Source organism: Arenicella chitinivorans (assembly GCF_014651515.1).
GTDB classification, from domain to species: domain Bacteria; phylum Pseudomonadota; class Gammaproteobacteria; order Arenicellales; family Arenicellaceae; genus Arenicella; species Arenicella chitinivorans.
Map to the genome: position 1 here is coordinate 1,112,052 of NZ_BMXA01000001.1, position 17,580 is coordinate 1,129,631.

Here is a 17,580-nt window from a genome sequence, read left to right on the forward strand (position 1 = left end):
ATGCTGGCCAGTTAAAATAGCAAAATGGATGAGCTGACCAAGCAAATCTCATCCCTCAGGAACGACCTACTATAGTACCATAAGGTCATGAGATAAATGAATGTAGCTGGACTGCATTCCAAAACGCGTTACAGGGGTTTTTGTTGGATAGTTTGCATGATTTAGAGGTCTTAATTGACTCTAATCGTCCGTTGATCGTGCTAGAGACGGATCGGGAAGCGCAAGTAATGGAACAGTTACGTCGAATTTCGCTGAGGTCGAGCAAGGCGTACTTTCAATGGACTGTAACGCAGGGCCTGCTACGACTGGCTGAAGGCTATCAAGCTCAATCGGTAAATCGAGATATAAATCAATTGTTTGGTCAGATTTTGAGTACTTCTCAACCCAGCGTCTATGTGTTGGTCGATTTTCATCACTACATCAATGAACCCGTCTCTATCCGATTTATTAAAGACGTCATGATTTCTTCGCCGCAACATTCGTTGGTGTTTTTGTCGCCCGCGATTTCGATGCCGGCAGAACTGAAATCCCGCGCTGCCCTGATGAGTCTGCCGGTTCCCAATCGGCAGCAATTACAGTCACTGTTGACCGATCTCGCCAATGAATGGCAATCAGAGCGTGGCGAAAAGCTGAAGTTATCTGAACGCAAAATTACCGCAGCCTTGCTGGATAGTGTGAACGGACTGCCGCGTCAAGATGCAGAATCAGTGTTGCGCGAAGCCATTTGGAATGATGGTGTATTGGATCGACAGGATTTGCTCATGGCGCTGCGTAAAAAGTTCAACGAGTTGAATCGCGGCGGTATTTTGGCATTACGTTTCGAGCATAAGTCTTTGGAAGATATTGCTGGGTTTACGCAGTTTAAAGAATGGTTGGCGCTTCGCCGCGACGTCTTTTTGGGTAAGGTGAGCCTGCCAGGGCAAGACATACCCAAGGGAGTGTTGCTGCTTGGTGTGCAGGGTTGTGGCAAAAGTATGGCGGCAAAAGCGGTTGCCAGCGCTTGGAATCTCCCTTTGTTGTATTTGGATTTTGCCGTGCTCTACAATCGATTTCACGGTCAAACCGAAGAAAATTTGCGCACAGCACTCGACACTGCTTCAGGTATGAGTCCTTGTGTCTTGTGGTTGGACGAAATTGAGAAAGGCCTTTCTGCGGTATCAAACTCCGACGATACTTCGCGTCGCCTGTTAGGGACCTTTTTAAACTGGTTATCCGAGAATACGGATCGTGTGTTTGTGGTAGCCACGGCGAACGATGTATCGGCGCTGCCGCCCGAGCTACTACGCAAAGGGCGTTTCGACGAAGTGTTTTTTGTTGACCTACCGGATTTTTCGGAGCGTGTTCAGGTTCTTAAGCTACACCTAACGCTTCGCGAGCAGGATGCTCAATCGTTTGACACCGACGCGCTGGCGGAGGCAACGGCGGGCTTTTCAGGTGCAGAGCTTGAGCAGTTGGTGGTGTCGGCGATGTATCAGAGTTACGCGCAATCAGCCTCCATGGACACGGCGATGCTGTTGGCCTTGGCGGCGAGCACTAGGCCACTCTCTGTGTTGATGGCAGAGCACGTTGAGGGGCTGAGAAACTGGGCCGCGGATCGTGCGACACCGGTTTAACCTAATCAGCTTTGACGAAGCCCTTCATGCGATTGATCGACTCGATTTCGTACCATCCCTCTTGCTTCGCGACTACATAAATTCCGGTTCCGGGTTCCAAGCGGGCTAACTTAGCCGAGTACGGATTGGGTTTGGCGAACACCTGGTATTCGCGTTCTATAATAATCAGTTGCGCACCCTTGGAGAGTGGGGCGGTACCTCGCAGCTGGTTGGCGATGGATTTTGGCGCCGGTTTCTCTTCGCGTTCGAAGTTAGCCAAGCTAAGTTCGGATTCCTCAGTGAGGTGGTGTAGGTTCAGCTCCGACAAATGTCCGTTTGCGCTCCATAAATCTCGGTCAGTCTCAAATTGACGAATCGCTTGGGCAGAACGCGGTCCCCACTGGCCATCCACACGACCGATGTTATAGCCTAGTTTTTTCAATGCGGTTTGGGCGAATCGGATCAAAGTACGCGGTGCGGCTCTAATCGGCGTAGCGCTAAATATCTCCGGCTTGATCTCCGGTTCGACCACGGGTGGCGGTGCTTCCACAGGTAGGGCTTTACGGCCTGTCTCACAACCGCTAAGGACTACCAACACAGCGACCACGAACGCGTAGCGTGATCGTTGCCGCAGGTGTATCGGGGGGGCTGACACGTCATCAAGGCACGGATTACTGTTCTGGGGCGTAGAATTCATACAGCTATTATTATCGTTTGTTGTATTGCCTAAGTTCTGACCGTATAGCAACTGGCGAAGCAGCACAGCGTGCAGCCGCAATAAGCGTCAGATTTTATCCTACCCATAGAGAGTTATAGCGCATTTACAGTGAAGATAAAAGTTTGACAAACTTCGGCATTTTGAAATTGGATAGGTTACAAAATTTTCAACGTCGGTTTTAGCGCCGTATCTCCGTGTGAGAACTGCACAATCCCTCCGTAGGGGATTTCGAACTCGAACATCCGTTCGATTGGCCAGTCAAATTCAAAGGCATGGATTATTCGAATAACACCAGCGTGAGTGATCACCGCGGTGTGGCCGTTGATGCCTCGGTGTATCGCGCAGATATGCTGCCAACTATGCAGCACACGCTGTTGCATTGATTTGAGGGCTTCGCCGTTCGGTGGTGCGTACTCGAACACATTATTGGCCCAACGATCCAGTGCGTCACGCGAAAGCGTATCCCAGGCTTGCATTTCCCAATCCCCGAAATCAAGCTCGCATAAGCCGGCCATTTGCCGGATCGGCGTACTCGCTAATCGGTGTGCCAGGATATTGCAGCGACGCAAAGGGCTGCTGAAAACGAGGTCAATCTGATTTGGTAATCGACGTCGCACATTTTCCATTTCTTGCTCGGCGGTGGCCGACAAACATAGGTCTGTTCGACCATAACAGATACCCGGTTTGATCGCCGGTGTGGTGTGCCGAACGAGATACAGACTCATGTCGCGGGTACCATCAGGATCAACACACCCAGATAAAACCCGAGTTCGGAAACCTGTTGAACGGCGCCTAGAACATCGCCGGTATACCCTTGAATTCGTTGCTCACTCAAGGCCTCGACCCGCCAAGCGCCGAGCACGGCCAGTCCCAAAGCGCCGAGTGTAAGGTAAAATTGTGTAGTGGCAAGCATCGCTAATGGCGTGGCCCCCAAGGCCAAGCACAGCACTTTATCTCGCTGTGTAACGGCATCGCGTACCACGGGTTCAGATTTGCTGGCGTCCAGCGTCGAGGCATAGTTCAATCGCCAGCTAGTTCGAATAGCCAGACTTCTGCTAAATGCATGTGCGGCAATATACATCAAGGTGAACAGCCAGACTGAATGGGTCTGGGCAACCGCTACCAACGCAAGGCACTTCAGAAGCAGGACTACGAATAATCCACACACACCGTAGGTGCCGAGTCGACTGTCCTTCATGATGGTCAGTGCTTTGCCTCGTGAAACATGGCCACCAAAGGCGTCGCAGGAATCGGCCAGGCCGTCTTCATGCAGGGCGCCGGTTAGCAAAATCGTGGCGGCCATCGAGAGCACGACGGCAATGGGAATGTTATTCAGTAGTGTATCTGAGAGTGCGAATACCAATGCTCCAAGGGCACCAACGAATCCACCGACCAGTGGCATAAAAGGGCGAAACTGTTGATGTGACTCAGGTGTAAGTCGGTCGAACCAAGTCAGCCTGAGTCGCGTGGCGAACATGAATGCGGCCAGAATACGTTGCCAATCGGGGGGCGAGTTCAAGGTCATTATAGTTCGGATGGTGTGCGTGCCGCATCCAGCTGTTTGCAGATCGTATTAATACCCAGAAGAATTCGAACCGTGTGACGCTGTATATGATCCGGGTCCACGAAGAACAAGTGGTCATTTTGCACCGCGTTGATGCTTGGCCAAGCGTACCATTCATCGAGCCAGTCAGGGCGTGCGCTTGACATACCGCTGGCGATAATTGCATCGGGGTTACGCTCCAGAATCGACTCAATATTGATCACTGGGGCGATCACTGCTTCGTCTGCATAAATATTGACCCCACCACACAGCGCGATCGCGTCGCTGATGATGTGTGTTCCGTTGATTGTTTGCAACGGGTCATTCCATACCTGATAAAAGGTTTTTAGCGTCGGTTTTGATTTATATTGTTCTTCTATCTCTTTGATACTAATTAGAAAATTCTCCGCAACTCTAGCCGCCTCTGCGGTAGTGCCGCTGAGCACACCAATGTCCTTGATGGAGTGTGCCACATCCGCCAGTGTGTCTGGTTGATCAATGTAAACGGGGTACCCTAAAGCCTGAAGTTGCTGAATGCTGGCAGTTGAATTCCCCGACTCCCAGCTGATAATTAAATCGGGCTGTAGTTCAATTATTTTTTCCACATTGATGCTGGCGTAACCGCCAACCAGAGGCAAGTCAGTCACTGCAGCAGGGTAGTCGCTGTAGGACACGACACCAATCAATTTGTTGCCAGCACCAGCGGAATAGATATTTTCGGTAATATGCGGCGCAAGCGAGACAATTCGCTCAGCTGGTTTCTTCAGCGTGACAGTCGCGCCACTAAAGTCCACCACACTGACGCTGGTGTCGGATGCGATCTGCTTGGTAGTCTGTGTTTCCTGCTGACAGGCAACGAGAAGTAGCAGGCTAAATACAATTAATCGACGCATTGGGAAATCTCTCGAATTACTGGCTCACACCAGCTTGTTGGAAGGTCGCCATGCCGTTATGCAGGCGTAATGCATTTTGAATCACCGGAACAGCCATTGCGGCACCGCTGCCTTCACCGAGTCGCATTTCCAACGACAGTATTGGCACTGCGTCCATCGCCGATAAAGCAAGCTGGTGAGCGGGTTCTGCGGACTGATGGCTAAACATTAACCAAGGTCGAGTACTCGGGTTGAGTCTCACCGCGACGAGTGCTGCAGCCGTGGTGATAAAGCCGTCGACTAGCACGGGAATGCCGCGCTGCGCGCTTTGAATATACGCGCCGACCAGGGCTGCAATTTCAAATCCCCCAACACAGCGTAGCACATCGAGCGCGCCACGAATGTTGGGCTTATGATGCTCAATCGCTCTCCCAATTAGGTCTTGTTTATGTGTTATGCCTTCGTGCTGCAGTCCGGTGCCGGGACCAACAGTCACGCCGCTGGGCTGGTTTAGCAGCAAGCTCAAAATCGCCGATGCGGCGCTGGTGTTGCCGATACCCATTTCACCACCAATAAATAGTTGGCTGTTACAGATCTGCTGGGCACCAAGTGCGAGTGCTGCATGGCATTGGAGTTCCGTCATGGCTGGTTCAAACGAAAAATCTTGTGTGCCCTGCGCGATGGGCTTGTTGACCAGTGTTGGCGCATCGGCCAATGCGGTGGCAACACCGCAATTGACGACGTGGAATTCAGCATTGAGGTGTCTGGACAGGACACTGATGGCGGCACCACCAGCCAGAAAGTTCTGCACCATTTGCGCGGTGACCGCCGGAGGAAACGCAGAGACGCCTTGCTGAGCGATGCCGTGGTCGGCAGCGAACACGCTAATTTGTACCCGTTCACATTCAGGACTAAGAGTGGATTGCCAGCCACAAAACTCAATGGCGATTTGTTCCAATCGTCCCAGCGAACCAGGGGGTTTCGTGAGTGTGTCTTGGTGTGAGCGACCCTGGTCGACCCAGTGTTGTTCTATCGTGGGGCAGTCAGTGTAAAACCAGTCGGCGTGTGTGTTCATGTGGTAGCGGGTTCGTTCAGTCTAATTGTTGGTTTAGCACATTATCGAGCGCGCTTTTGAGGCGTGCCCGTGCCGGTCCGGCCAATCCTAACCGTAGCCAGGGTGCCGGTTCTTGCGGCGTGTTTATGCGGGTCCAGATTTTTTGCTGGGCGAGAGCGCGATGCAACTCATACAGGGGCTGTGCTGCGCCTAAGAGACAGCAATAAAGTGATTCCACGCGTAGTTCGAGTGTCGGGCTGCGGCTCGCGAGGAACTGGCTTAAATGTCGTTCTTGGTGGTCGCGGCTTTGTCGAATGCGCCGTTGTTGAGCGACCTGCCATGCCTTGTCACGCAAGGCCGATTCCACCACATAACACGCCGGAGCACTCAGGGACCACGGCATCAACAGAGTTTTAAGCGCATCGGCGATACGATGCCGACTCAACAAGAAGCCGATTCTGGCACCGGCCAAGCCGAAAAATTTACCCGGCGACCTTAGGATCAAAAGGTTCGGCATCGCGTCAAGTTGGCCGACCATAGAGCTGGTCTCCGTGTCTGCAAATGCCTCGTCAACCAACAGCAGGCCGCGAAGTGTGTCGCCCAAGGCGCGCAGTTCTTCTGCGGTGTAACGTTCTGTGGTTGGGTTGTTGGGGTTTATAACCACCGCATGCTCCACCTGCTGAGTCGCCACTAATGTATTGAGTTCTGTTGAATCCTTATAAAAGTGGATGTGGTGTCCCGCCCGTTGCCAGCCGTAACGATGTTCTTGGTATCCGACCTGAGGAATGGCAACGTGGGACTGCGCATGTAACAGTGTTGGTAATAACCTGATCGCGAGTTGTGAACCTGGCGTCGCCACTACATGCGCGCGAGTGCACCCATAGTAATCGGCGGCGGCAAGGCTGAGTGATGTAGGTTCAGTAGGCAATTGATGCCACAGCGCATCGTCGATGTTGGGTAGGGGATAAGACCACGGGCTAATCCCAGTGGAAAGGTCAAGCCAATCTTGAGCTGACCCGCCATATTGCAAGATGGCGCGACCAACATCACCACCGTGTTTTGGCGCACGCATTAGGGCGTTATTGTTGGATGCGATTGTCATCTAGTAATACACCCGAGGCCACGCAGTGGCAACAGCAAGCGCTGCGATTACCGCGAGCCATAATTTGATGGTTCCGGAGACTAAAGAGAGTGCACGTGGAATGTCGTCCGAGTCAGGCGATTTGTTGCCACCGAACTGCGGTTTTAACACCGATGTGTTGTGATACTGCGCCGTGCCACCTAATTGCAAATTCAGACTGCCCGCGCCGGCAGCCATCACCGGGCCGGCATTGGGGCTCGCAAGCAAAGGCGCGAACGCTCGCCAGCTGGTAATTGCGGTTCGGTAGTCTCCCAGTAATGCGTAGCTGCTTGCCACCAGTCGAGCAGGCAAAAAGTTCAATGCATCGTCCAGTAACGCCGCAGGTTTACCAAACCATTCAAATTGGGCTGTCCGGTAGCCCCACATGGCATCCAAGGTATTACTCAGACGATAGGCAATGACCATGGGAGCGCCGCCTAGCAGATACCAGAATAAAACCCCGAAAACCGCATCATTGCCGTTTTCCAAGGTCGTTTCGATGGTCGCGGCACTGATTTTTTGGGCGTCGAGTTGCTCGGTGTCACGGCTTACGATCATGCTCAGTGCTAGACGTGCACGTTGAAGTTGCTCGGCATTTAGCGCATCGTAAACAGCCAGTACATGCTGTCGTAAGCTTTGATAACCGATGGCCCAATAGACGAGCGATACATCGAATACGGTTCGCGCCAAGGTGGCGTAGTCGTTCACTTGAACTGCCATGACCTGTATTAAGGTTATCGGCACGATGAGTAAGATGACTACGCAGCCAAGCCCACCGAGAAAGGCACGCGCAGGCTGCACGCTGGTTCGATTAACTCGTCGCTCCAGCCAATGCGCAACGTGCCCGAACCCGACCAACGGGTGCCAACGCTTTGGTTCTCCCAGTAGGGCGTCCAATAGCAATGCGGAGGCAAGGATGAGAAAGGTAGTGATCATATCGGTTGTTTTAAGCTAAGGGGGAGTCCAGCCACCACGAGGCTCACTTCACTGCATTGCGCTGCTAGTGATTGATGTAACCAGCCGCTCTGATCGACAAATTCGCGTGATAATTGTCCCAGTGGCACAATTCCGCCGCCAACTTCGTTGCTGACCATGATCACTGTGCCCTCAAAAGCATGCACTGCGTTCAGAAGAGCCGCACGTTGATGCGGCCAACAATCCCGGTGTAGGCAATTACTAAGCCAAAGGGTCAGACAGTCGATCAGCACAATACTTTGGTCATGACACGCGCTTAACGCTGTGCCAAGCTCGACCGCGCATTCCCGTAGCTGCCACTCCGAACCGCGACGACGCTGATGTTGCTCAATTCGTTTGGCCATTTCACTGTCATCGGCAGTCGCGGTAGCAATATAAATGAGTTCAGTCTCAGGATGCTGCTGGTGCAAGGCTGAACAAACCCCTTCGGCATACCGACTTTTACCGCTGCGTGCACCGCCCAGAATTAGGTGTTTGATCGCGCGCATCGTTACCAGCCGACCACAATCGGCGAGTTGGATTCTGGATGGTTGATCACGGTCGCATCCATATTGAATAGACGATTAATAATGTGTGGTTGCACAACGTCATGCGGACTACCGAACGCGATCCGCTGACTGCATAACATGGCCAGTAATTTGTCCGAATAGTGTGCGGCTAGGTTAATATCGTGCAGTACCATGACCACCGCCACACCCTGTTGGGCAAAGGTTTTTATGGCATGCATCAACTGTTGTTGGTGCCCCAAATCCAACGCCGCGGTTGGTTCGTCAAGCAATAGTAGGCGAGTGCCATTGGTAGCGTCTTGCGCGTCCCAAATTTGCGCCAATACGCGCGCTAACTGCACGCGTTGCTTTTCACCGCCGGACAGCTCAGTATATAAACGCTGTGCTAAATAGTCGATATCCATTAAGCGCAGTGCTTGCTGGATTATTTCGTGATCTCGTTTGGCTCCGGTTTGATGAGGAATCCGAGCGAGGCCGACCACTTCAGTGACGCGGTATGGGAAATTAAGCAAACTTAGCTGCGGTAAGACGCTGATCTGGCGAGCGCGCAGGCGTGGATCTGACTCAATGCCGTTGAATTTTAATTGTCCGGTGTACGCAATGTCACCGGCAATGGCTTTGAGTAAGGTCGATTTTCCGGCGCCATTCGGGCCAATAATGCTGAGAATGTCGCCGCCGTCGACGGCAGCGCTGACGGAATCGACCAAGCGGTGTGGTGCGGCATCCGAGGTCGGACTTAACGGCGAGCCGGGTTTGGCGATTGACACATTTTTAAGGTCGAGAACTCGCATATGGCTAGCGCATCCCATAGTCGCGACGGTGCCGCAGCAACGAGATAAAAAAGGGCGCGCCAAGCAATGCAGTGATCAAGCCTACCGGTAGTTCGATTGGCGATAGAACGGTGCGCGCTACGGTGTCCGATAATAAAAGCAGCGTCGCGCCACCAATGGCCGATGCGGGCAACAGATAGCGATGATCTGGCCCAATCAGAAGACGAACTATGTGCGGCACCACCAGGCCAATAAAGGCGATTGTGCCAGCTAAGGCAACCGACACGCCAACACCTAGGGCGACGAGTAAAATCAACTGGATCTTGATCTTCTGCACGGACAAACCAAGGTGGCGAGCTTCAGATTCGCCCAGCAACAACGCGTTTAAGGCAGTGGCAAAACGGGGTAAGCTTAGTAATACTAGCCCGCCACCAACAATGGCAGCCCACACACGCTGATAGTTTGCACCGTCTAATCCGCCCATGCGCCAAATCGTGATACGCCGCAACATTTCATCATCACCAAAGAATTCCAACAAGCTGGTCAGGCTAGTGGCAAGGGCGGTAATGGCGATACCGGCCAGCAACATAGTCGCGACGGAAGTGCCATGCTGATTTGTCGCCAATGTGTAGACGATGATCACCGCGAGCGCGCCGCCAATAAAGGCACCGAGTGAAACCAGACCGAGCCCCGATAATCCAGTGAGAATCAGGAGCTCGCCGGCAAAGAAGATCGCTAACGCCGCGCCGGCGGATGCGCCACTGGTGACCCCAATCAAAGATGGGTCTGCTAACGCATTGCGGAACAAACCCTGTGTTGTCGCGCCAGTGACCCCCAATATAGCACCGACCAGTGCTGCCAGAATCGCTCTGGGAAGACGGATCTGCTCAATGACCAATGACGCTCGGCTTGCATCCGAATTACCACTTAAGACTGCCAGCGTTTCATGCCAGGGAATCGAGATGGTCCCGAGCGCCAGTGCCAGCACAAAACTGACGGGTAGCGCTAACCCTAAGCTAATTAGAATGCGTTGCCGCCCTCGATTCACAGATGCGGCGATCATGAACGTGCCTGCCGCGAAGTCGTTTGCGCTGGGATATGTCTATTAATATCGACGCCCAGCGCTAGCCACAATTCAGGACTCAGGGATTCGATTAAACAGTCTGCCAGACGATCCAGCTGGTGTTCGCGAATTGCGTTCAGGTCGAGGTGATTTTCGGATCGCAAACCGGCCCATGTCAAAAGGGCATGAGCCGCCTCGGCGTGGTCAAATAGACCGTGTAAGTAACTGCCCAATACGGCGTTATCGGCCGAAACGCTCCCATCCCCACGACCATCCTTGAGATGCACGGGCGTGCGCTCATCGGAGGTGGTCGTACCGCAATGAATTTCATAGCCAGTGATGGCGGCACGAAGGGACCCGAGCTGAATCTGCCCTTGGCATTGTCGCAATTGCTTATGCGGTTGCAGCACCGTTTCACAGGCTAATAGGCCAAATCCGGTCTCCGTCTCGCCGGGTTCTGAATTTTCAATACCTAGCGGGTCCTGCACTGACTGACCGAGCATCTGATAGCCGCCACAAATACCAAGCACGCGCCCGCCATAGCGTAAGTGGCGTTCGAGCGTCTCTTGCCAGCCAGCCTGCTTTAGGGCACGCAGGTCGCTGATAACGTTCTTAGAACCTGGGAAAATAATTAAATCTGTCGGTGGGCAGGGCTCGTGAATCGAAACGAATTGGCACTGCACATCGGGATGCAGTCTCAGTGCATCAAAGTCGGTGTGATTACTGATCCGAGGCAACACCGGAACCACAATATTGAGCTTACTGGTAGCGCCCGCGTCGGGTTGCTGCGCACAAATCGCGTCTTCTGCATCCAAGTAAAAATCATGCAAATAGGGCACAACACCCAACACCGGTTTGCCAGTTTGCTGTTCCAGCCAATCCAGTCCCGATTGTAGTAAGGCAATATCGCCACGAAAGCGGTTAATCACAAAGCCTACGACTCGCGCCTGTTCTGTCGCAGACAATAACGACAACGTGCCGACTAAATGCGCAAACACGCCACCACGATCAATGTCGGCGACCAAAATCACCGGGCAGTCGACGGCTTCGGCAAAGCCCATATTGGCTATGTCCCGATCTCGTAAATTGATCTCTGCTGGGCTGCCAGCGCCTTCAACCACAATGTGTGCATACTGCGTGGTGAGCCGACGGTGCGAGTCCAGTACCGCCTGCAATGCCACCTGTTTGTATTGGTGGTACGACTGTGCCTGCATATTGCCAACAGCGTGACCATGTACAATCACCTGCGCGCCAATATCTGTGTTGGGCTTTAGCAATATCGGATTAAAATCCGTGTGGGCTGGCACATTGCAAGCCTGCGCTTGCACCGCTTGTGCACGGCCGATTTCGCCGCCATCAGCTGTCACGGCACTGTTGAGCGCCATGTTTTGGGGTTTGAATGGGGCTACGCGTTTTCCGTCACGCGCTAGGACACGACACAGTCCAGCCACTATGACCGATTTGCCAGCGTCCGAGGTGCACCCTTGCACCATCAGTGTTTGACTATGTCGGAATCCGCTCAGCAATTCAGCAATCCACGCCTGGGCGCGCTTTTATGCCGGCTTTGTAGGCATGTTTAATATTTTTAACTTCCGACACGGTGTCCATGATGTCACGCAGTTCACTGCCGCCACCGCGACCGGTTACGACCACGCTTTGCTCGCGAGGGCGATGTTCGATTGCCGGCAATACTAAGTCGCGCGGTAAGTATTTGTATCCCAGCATATAGGTAAGTTCATCTAAAACCACGAGGTCGTAGCGCTCATCGGCCAGCATTCGAGCTGCGTCCTGCCAGGTTCGTTCCGCTGCGGCGATGTCGGCCGATTTATCCTGCGTGTTCCAGGTGAAACCCGTGCCCATTTGTACCAGATCGACACTGGGGCAGTGCGCTGCGATAAAATTGACCTCGCCAGACTGTTGCGCGCCTTTAATAAACTGCACGATGCCCACTTTTTGGCCGTAACCAAGTGCGCGAAACACCATACCAAACGCTGAGCTGGATTTACCTTTGCCGTTACCAGTTAACAGGACAGCCACACCGCGTTCTTGATTGGCCGCTGCGATGGCTGCGTCGACTTTTTCTTTTTGCTTCTGCATTTTCTTACGATGCAGTTTTTGATCGTCTGTTTGGTTTTTGGTACTCATAGTTGTTCCGGGTTTGTCTGTGTTGGACTGAGCGCCTTGTCGCAACAGTCCAACCAAGGAAAGGGACGACCGATCTAGAAACTGTATCGTACGCTGATGCGTGCAGTCCGACCTTCAGTATTGTACCGGTCGACACTGTTTACCAAGTTTAAGGTGTAATCTTTATCTAGCGCGTTCTCGACTTTGGCCGACACGCGAAGTTGATCATTCAATTGATACACCACACCAATATCAAATAATCCGTAACTCGGTAGTTCTGTACCGCTCCGATCATACAAGCCGCGCTGCGCGCGCAAATCAAATCGGGCTTCTAATTTGTCAAATCGCCGGCTTGCCGTTGCCGCGAAATTTTGTTCGGCGCGACCATCCAATTCGACGTCAGTGTCTTTATTGGTGGCCGATAATAAGTCTAGATTTAACTTGAGCTGCCAATCGGCAACGGATGTGCCAAGCTCCGCTTCAATCCCTTCCAGTTCCGCTTCACCGATATTGGCAGCAAGGAACGTATTTGAGTCAAAGCTAAATAGGTTCTCGATCTCCGTTTGATACGCAGAGACGCGCCAGTTTAAATTGCGATGTTCCCCAACTAAGCTGAGCTCCGTACTGGCGGATTCTTCCGGTAGAATGTCTGGGTTGCCGAAGCCTGGGAAATACAAGTAATTAAACGAAGGCGCAACGAATGCGGTGCCATAACTGGCAACGAGACGTACATCGTCGGTCAAATTGAAACTACCCGCAATACTGCCATTTGTGTTGGTCTCATAGGCTGAGTTATCGTCGTAACGCAGGCTGGCAACAAGTCCAGTGCGCGAACCGGTTAGCTTGACTTGTCCATAGACGCCCGCGTTGTCGCGCTCGGTGAGGTCGTAGGTATTCGTTGAGTCGATTTCCTCTTGGTAGTAGTCGGCTCCCAAGGTAACCACAAAATTAGCGTTTTCACTCCAAGACAACTCGGTACCCAGACTCTCTCGGCTGGTCTCAAATAGCGAGGGGAAGCTGCTAAATGTTTCTGCTTCATCTTCGTTTAGACCCAGCGTGGTTGACCAACGGAGTGACGCGCTCAAATTCGATTCGATTGCGAATGCCGTGCTGAGCGTTTTGGTCTCGGTATAGCGGCCCCCGTCGTTACCGAATGTGTCATCGAATTCCACCGCGTTGTCAGTACCAAGCACGGACAGCTTGGCAACTGTGTTTTCGCCGATGGCGAGCTGACCGCCAACGCTGATCGCTTGCTCTTCAAAGCTGTCGATGTCGTCGTTGCCACCGGTAAGGATTGAGGTGCGATCGATGCCGTCGGTATCTTCACTGTGCGCGGCTACGTGGAAGCTGTAACCCTGACCGCCGCCGTTGAAACTGGCATCGTATTCTTGCAATGAGTGGCTGCCGAAGGCAGCGCTTACTGATCCCAAGCCATCGCCACCTTTCTTGGTAAAAATCTGAATGACACCACCAACCGCATCGGCTCCGTAAATCCCCGAGAAAGGTCCTTTCAATACTTCGATACGCTCAATCGCTTCGATGGGGTAGCTGTTTAGCGCCGCCTCACCGAGCGTGGCACTGCCAACGCGAACGCCATCGATTAACACAATGGTTTGTGAGCCAGAAACACCGCGCACGAATACGCTGGTTGCGGAGCCTCGACCACCGGATTCGATCACGTTAACACCGCTGATGGCAGCCAGTAATTCTGGAATGTCAGCAACTTGTGCTGATTCAATGTCTTCCAAGGTAAAGATATGGGCCGTATGAAGTGCTTCGTTCCAAGCTTGGCCGCCTTTGGCGGTGACAACGATCTGGTCGCGTGGTGAAGTCGGGATGTCTGAATTAGCATGGACACTGCTGGCGGCCAGCAGGCAGGCTGCCGCGAGTGTGGATTTGACGGGAATAGTCATTGGGTTTTAACACCTTATATATAAAATTTGTGTAAGGTGATAAAGCGAGGAATCAAGGAGGGTTACGCTGGTCGAGTCACTACAGGGACGGAACTCGGAATACGCGACGTAACTTGCCCTTGGATGGTAGCCCTCCGCTCCATCAACGGTCTAGAACCTGTGCAGCACCGTTACGCGGTGACTGACATTTCAGGCCGGTTCCGGACTCACAATCGCGACATCTGAGGATGCTCGGACTGAATACCGTTGCGGGGGCAGCGTTGGATTTACACCAACTTCCCAGTTTAACCGCCAAACTGCGAGGCGGACCTGTGTTCTGCGGCCGATTATAGGGCGGGGTCACTTAAAGTCAATTGCGTGTGTGGCGAAACCTTGCGATGAATTTGCTAACGATATAAAAAAAGCCAGTTGCCGTGTTGGCAACTGGCTTTCGGCTAAACGCGGTCAGGCCGCATTAGTCCACTGAGTTTGCGCTATGCGGCTTTGTCTTTGTTCTCGTGCTCGATTGCACGCGGTGCCGCAGAATTGATCGCAATGGATTTTGGCTTCATGGCCTCTGGGATCTCTTTGACCAGATGGACTCGTAACAAGCCATCTGCCAAGCCAGCGTCGACAACTTCGACGTGGTCAGCGAGATTAAACTTGCGCTCAAACGAACGTGAGGCGATGCCTTGGTGCAGGAATGTGGTTTTGTTTTCTTCCGCTTCCTTTTTGCCACGCACAGTCAGGACACCGTTTTCGACTTGGATGTCGAGCTCGTCTTGCTTAAAGCCCGCAACAGCAATGGTGATTGCGTAGTTATTCTCCTCAATAACCTCAATATTGTAAGGAGGGTAACCCGCAGATGACTTCTCGGTTTGGAAAGCTGCGTCTAACAACGAGCCAAAACGATCAAATCCAACGCTGCTGCGATATAAAGGTGTAAGGTCAATACGGTTCATAATAAATCTCCTATTCATGCTCTCTGTGAGCCATAAATGATTAAAGTTTTTCAGCAAAAGCCTCGTGTAGAGCACTGGTGCTGAGCTGCTTGGTCAACGCTTCTTCAGCCGTCGACAGTAATTAATTAGGGATGCAAAATTCGATTTCAAGTAATTCAGTAATTTTTTTTTGGTTATTAAAATCAACGTATTAGCGAACATGTTCTTGGGGTTGAAGCAAAATATATCAAGCGTTGTTGCATGCTGATAGGGGACGCAGTCTCACGTACGGTTCACCTGAGATATGGAATGCTGCGCTCGAATTGACTTGGGAGGTGATTATGCAAACACGCAGTCTTGTGATCGGTGCCAATGGCACGATAGGACGTGCTTTGTGCGACGTGATGGCGCCAGAAACGGAGTTGCATCAACTGTCTCGCGACAACTGCGATTATTCCAGTTCGCACCTGCAGATGCATGCCGCCAGATTGGCTAAAATTGGTGAGTTCGATCGTATTATATGCTGTATCGGAGCCTTGCATAACGATCGTATTCAACCAGAGAAGAAACTGGCTGACCTCGACCCCAATGTGCTGGCAGAATATTTTGCTGTTAACACAATTTTACCTGCCATGACATTGCGGTGGTTCAGTTCGTTATTGCGTAAACAAGCAGCGAGTCATTTTCTTGTGTTAAGTGCCATGGTCGGCAGTATTGAGGACAATAAGCTCGGAGGTTGGTACGGGTACCGCAGCGCAAAGGCAGCGCTGAATCAGGTGGTCCGCACGGCGGCGATCGAGCTACGCCGAATTAAGCCTAAAACATGCGTAGTTGCGGTGCATCCGGGAACCACTCGTGGTGAACTCACGGCTCCGTATGCGCGTAACATAAAGCCGGGCAAGTACTACACACCGAGTGAATCGGCACGTCGCATGCTGGCGCTCACCGACCGTCTGACTGCGCAAGACAGTGGTGGTTTTTTTAACTGGGATGGAAACCCGTTGCCGTGGTAATCGTACGCTTGAATGCCGCAGCCATGTTATAGTCGCGCTCGATTGACAAAAGCCTCAGCAACACTACTTTAACTAACGCGAATACGATGAAACCCGCAGCCCAGATTCAAGCCACCATTGAGCTTCTCGACGAGCGTGATGAGACTCAGTACCCAGCCGATCGATTAATGGCCGGGTACTTTAAGCAGCGACGTTACATAGGATCAAAAGATAAAGCGGCTATTTCAGAGCACTTTTACGCCGTGCTGCGTCAACGCAACGCATTGGGGTACTTGCTGTCTAGTGTAAGCTTGCCGGTGGATAATCGTGGCTTGGTGGCGGTGTTAAACCACATGCAGGGGCAGGCGGTTGCCGCGCTTTTCAATGGAGATCGGTACAGCCCTGTACCATTTAGCGCGGACATACTCGCCAAGTTGGCGAGCATCGACTCGGCGGTCCTCGAGACCGCGCCACAACATGTGCGCTTAAATTACCCCGAGTGGCTAGAACCAAGCTTGTCGGCGTCACTTGGTGATCGACTGGATACCGAAATGTTGGCGATGAGTGACCGCGCCAGTACGGATATTCGGGTCAATACGCTCAAAGCCAGCCGTGATCAATTGCTGGCAAATCTTACGCAACAAGGGTTATCTGCCACACCGACACCGCTGTCACCGTGGGGGCTGCGGTTCGATGGCCGAGTTGCGCTATTTAACTTACAAGCTTTTCGCGACGGTTGGTTTGAAGTTCAGGATGAAGGTTCACAGCTATTAGCGTGGTTGACCCAGGTACAAGCGGGTCAAACGGTCGTTGATTTTTGTGCTGGTGCAGGCGGTAAATCGCTGGCCATGGCCGCCATGATGGGTAACAAAGGTGCACTCTATGCTTGCGATGTGCACTCCAAGCGACTCGGTCAATTGGCAAAACGTAAAAATCGAGCTGGTGTACATAATATCCGCACGCACGTCTTGAGTTCAGAGCAGGATAAATGGGTCAAGCAGCATGCGGGGCGAGCGGATATGGTGTTAGTTGATGCGCCGTGCTCAGGAACCGGTACTTGGCGGCGAAGTCCCGACAGTCGCTGGAACTTGACACCCATTGATGTCGACGAGCTGGTTGCATTGCAGCGCTCTATATTAACCAGTGCACAGCGCTTAGTGAAGCCAGGTGGAAAACTGGTTTACGCAACGTGTTCGCTACTTAATGTGGAAAACCATGATCAGGCTGCGTGGTTTGCGGCCGAGTTCACTGACTTTGTCGCGGCACCACTACCATCCCCGGATTCGCTGGGTGTGGCGCACGAGAGCGTGATCGTCAATGCAAATACCTTTCAGACTTTGCCTGCACTGAGTGACACGGACGCTTTTTTCTTGTCTGCATTTGAACGCCAAGCGAAGTGATTTAAAAGGCATCCAATC

At 52.5% G+C, this 17,580-nt stretch carries 17 protein-coding genes and 1 riboswitch; of the genes, 3 read left to right on the top strand and 14 right to left on the bottom strand.

Annotated features, from left to right (window positions below):
* Positions 1–152 precede the first annotated feature (152 nt).
* On the top strand, positions 153–1,613 hold the full coding sequence (locus tag IE055_RS04895; RefSeq protein WP_505603964.1) for an AAA family ATPase: 1,461 nt from the start codon (positions 153–155) through the stop codon (positions 1,611–1,613).
* A gap of 1 nt (position 1,614) precedes the next feature.
* Here IE055_RS04895 and IE055_RS04900 read toward each other — a convergent pair whose 3' ends face one another.
* The 14 genes from IE055_RS04900 to IE055_RS04965 form a co-directional block, all read right to left on the bottom strand.
* Positions 1,615–2,289, bottom strand: coding sequence for a peptidoglycan-binding domain-containing protein (locus IE055_RS04900; RefSeq protein ID WP_189398855.1), 675 nt, complete (start codon positions 2,287–2,289; stop codon positions 1,615–1,617).
* 176 nt (positions 2,290–2,465) lie between these two features.
* The gene (gene cobC / locus IE055_RS04905; protein ID WP_189398856.1) at positions 2,466–3,035 is read right to left on the bottom strand and encodes an alpha-ribazole phosphatase; all 570 of its coding nucleotides are present in this window, start codon (positions 3,033–3,035) and stop codon (positions 2,466–2,468) included.
* Positions 3,032–3,835 carry an adenosylcobinamide-GDP ribazoletransferase gene (gene cobS, locus IE055_RS04910; RefSeq protein WP_189398857.1) on the bottom strand — a complete coding sequence of 268 codons (804 nt, stop codon included), beginning with the start codon at positions 3,833–3,835 and terminating at the stop codon, positions 3,032–3,034. Before cobS ends, cobC begins: the two co-directional genes overlap by 4 nt.
* Positions 3,835–4,746, bottom strand: a complete 912-nt coding sequence (locus tag IE055_RS04915; protein ID WP_189398858.1) for a cobalamin-binding protein — start codon at positions 4,744–4,746, stop codon at positions 3,835–3,837. Before IE055_RS04915 ends, cobS begins: the two co-directional genes overlap by 1 nt.
* A 16-nt stretch (positions 4,747–4,762) precedes the next feature.
* The gene (gene cobT, locus IE055_RS04920; RefSeq protein WP_189398859.1) at positions 4,763–5,800 is read right to left on the bottom strand and encodes a nicotinate-nucleotide--dimethylbenzimidazole phosphoribosyltransferase; all 1,038 of its coding nucleotides are present in this window, start codon (positions 5,798–5,800) and stop codon (positions 4,763–4,765) included.
* A gap of 16 nt (positions 5,801–5,816) precedes the next feature.
* The gene (locus tag IE055_RS04925; RefSeq protein WP_189398860.1) at positions 5,817–6,881 is read right to left on the bottom strand and encodes a threonine-phosphate decarboxylase; all 1,065 of its coding nucleotides are present in this window, start codon (positions 6,879–6,881) and stop codon (positions 5,817–5,819) included.
* The gene (cbiB, locus tag IE055_RS04930) at positions 6,882–7,835 is read right to left on the bottom strand and encodes an adenosylcobinamide-phosphate synthase CbiB (RefSeq protein ID WP_189398861.1); all 954 of its coding nucleotides are present in this window, start codon (positions 7,833–7,835) and stop codon (positions 6,882–6,884) included.
* Positions 7,832–8,353: a bifunctional adenosylcobinamide kinase/adenosylcobinamide-phosphate guanylyltransferase gene (cobU, locus tag IE055_RS04935; protein ID WP_189398952.1), complete on the bottom strand. Its 522-nt coding sequence runs from the start codon at positions 8,351–8,353 to the stop codon at positions 7,832–7,834. Before cobU ends, cbiB begins: the two co-directional genes overlap by 4 nt.
* Positions 8,354–8,364: 11 nt before the next feature.
* Positions 8,365–9,171, bottom strand: a complete 807-nt coding sequence (locus tag IE055_RS04940) for a heme ABC transporter ATP-binding protein (protein ID WP_189398862.1) — start codon at positions 9,169–9,171, stop codon at positions 8,365–8,367.
* Between the two features lie 4 nt (positions 9,172–9,175).
* Positions 9,176–10,213 (bottom strand): FecCD family ABC transporter permease, encoded by a 1,038-nt coding sequence (locus tag IE055_RS04945; RefSeq protein WP_189398863.1) that lies wholly within the window; start codon positions 10,211–10,213, stop codon positions 9,176–9,178.
* A complete protein-coding gene (locus IE055_RS04950) occupies positions 10,210–11,706 on the bottom strand; it encodes a cobyric acid synthase (RefSeq protein WP_189398953.1) in 1,497 nt (498 codons plus the stop codon). The genes IE055_RS04945 and IE055_RS04950 overlap by 4 nt, the downstream gene beginning before the upstream one ends.
* A gap of 34 nt (positions 11,707–11,740) precedes the next feature.
* A complete protein-coding gene (cobO, locus tag IE055_RS04955) occupies positions 11,741–12,358 on the bottom strand; it encodes a cob(I)yrinic acid a,c-diamide adenosyltransferase (RefSeq protein ID WP_189398864.1) in 618 nt (205 codons plus the stop codon).
* A gap of 74 nt (positions 12,359–12,432) precedes the next feature.
* Positions 12,433–14,250, bottom strand: a complete 1,818-nt coding sequence (locus IE055_RS04960; RefSeq protein ID WP_189398865.1) for a TonB-dependent receptor domain-containing protein — start codon at positions 14,248–14,250, stop codon at positions 12,433–12,435.
* A 175-nt stretch (positions 14,251–14,425) separates the two neighbouring features.
* A riboswitch (cobalamin riboswitch) is annotated at positions 14,426–14,578 on the bottom strand.
* Positions 14,579–14,723: 145 nt separating this feature from the next.
* Complete coding sequence (locus tag IE055_RS04965) at positions 14,724–15,191, bottom strand: Hsp20 family protein (RefSeq protein ID WP_189398866.1); 468 nt, start codon at positions 15,189–15,191, stop codon at positions 14,724–14,726.
* Positions 15,192–15,511: 320 nt separating this feature from the next.
* Here IE055_RS04965 and IE055_RS04970 point away from each other — a divergent pair, with 320 nt between their 5' ends.
* Positions 15,512–16,183 carry an SDR family NAD(P)-dependent oxidoreductase gene (locus IE055_RS04970; protein WP_189398867.1) on the top strand — a complete coding sequence of 224 codons (672 nt, stop codon included), beginning with the start codon at positions 15,512–15,514 and terminating at the stop codon, positions 16,181–16,183.
* Between the two features lie 86 nt (positions 16,184–16,269).
* Entirely contained in the window at positions 16,270–17,562 is a 1,293-nt protein-coding gene (locus tag IE055_RS04975; protein WP_189398868.1) for an RsmB/NOP family class I SAM-dependent RNA methyltransferase, read from the top strand.
* Positions 17,563–17,580 lie beyond the last annotated feature (18 nt).

What these genes read in the sequence shown, in the direction of transcription:
- IE055_RS04900 (WP_189398855.1), bottom strand. Translation starts at nt 2,289, where the DNA reads ATGAATTCTACGCCCCAGAACAGTAATCCGTGCCTTGATGACGTGTCA.
- cobC (WP_189398856.1), bottom strand. Translation starts at nt 3,035, where the DNA reads ATGAGTCTGTATCTCGTTCGGCACACCACACCGGCGATCAAACCGGGT.
- cobS (WP_189398857.1), bottom strand. Translation starts at nt 3,835, where the DNA reads ATGACCTTGAACTCGCCCCCCGATTGGCAACGTATTCTGGCCGCATTC.
- IE055_RS04915 (WP_189398858.1), bottom strand. Translation starts at nt 4,746, where the DNA reads ATGCGTCGATTAATTGTATTTAGCCTGCTACTTCTCGTTGCCTGTCAG.
- cobT (WP_189398859.1), bottom strand. Translation starts at nt 5,800, where the DNA reads ATGAACACACACGCCGACTGGTTTTACACTGACTGCCCCACGATAGAA.
- IE055_RS04925 (WP_189398860.1), bottom strand. Translation starts at nt 6,881, where the DNA reads ATGACAATCGCATCCAACAATAACGCCCTAATGCGTGCGCCAAAACAC.
- cbiB (WP_189398861.1), bottom strand. Translation starts at nt 7,835, where the DNA reads ATGATCACTACCTTTCTCATCCTTGCCTCCGCATTGCTATTGGACGCC.
- IE055_RS04940 (WP_189398862.1), bottom strand. Translation starts at nt 9,171, where the DNA reads ATGCGAGTTCTCGACCTTAAAAATGTGTCAATCGCCAAACCCGGCTCG.
- IE055_RS04945 (WP_189398863.1), bottom strand. Translation starts at nt 10,213, where the DNA reads ATGATCGCCGCATCTGTGAATCGAGGGCGGCAACGCATTCTAATTAGC.
- IE055_RS04950 (WP_189398953.1), bottom strand. Translation starts at nt 11,706, where the DNA reads ATGGTGCAAGGGTGCACCTCGGACGCTGGCAAATCGGTCATAGTGGCT.
- cobO (WP_189398864.1), bottom strand. Translation starts at nt 12,358, where the DNA reads ATGAGTACCAAAAACCAAACAGACGATCAAAAACTGCATCGTAAGAAA.
- IE055_RS04960 (WP_189398865.1), bottom strand. Translation starts at nt 14,250, where the DNA reads ATGACTATTCCCGTCAAATCCACACTCGCGGCAGCCTGCCTGCTGGCC.
- IE055_RS04965 (WP_189398866.1), bottom strand. Translation starts at nt 15,191, where the DNA reads ATGAACCGTATTGACCTTACACCTTTATATCGCAGCAGCGTTGGATTT.
- IE055_RS04970 (WP_189398867.1), top strand. Translation starts at nt 15,512, where the DNA reads ATGCAAACACGCAGTCTTGTGATCGGTGCCAATGGCACGATAGGACGT.
- IE055_RS04975 (WP_189398868.1), top strand. Translation starts at nt 16,270, where the DNA reads ATGAAACCCGCAGCCCAGATTCAAGCCACCATTGAGCTTCTCGACGAG.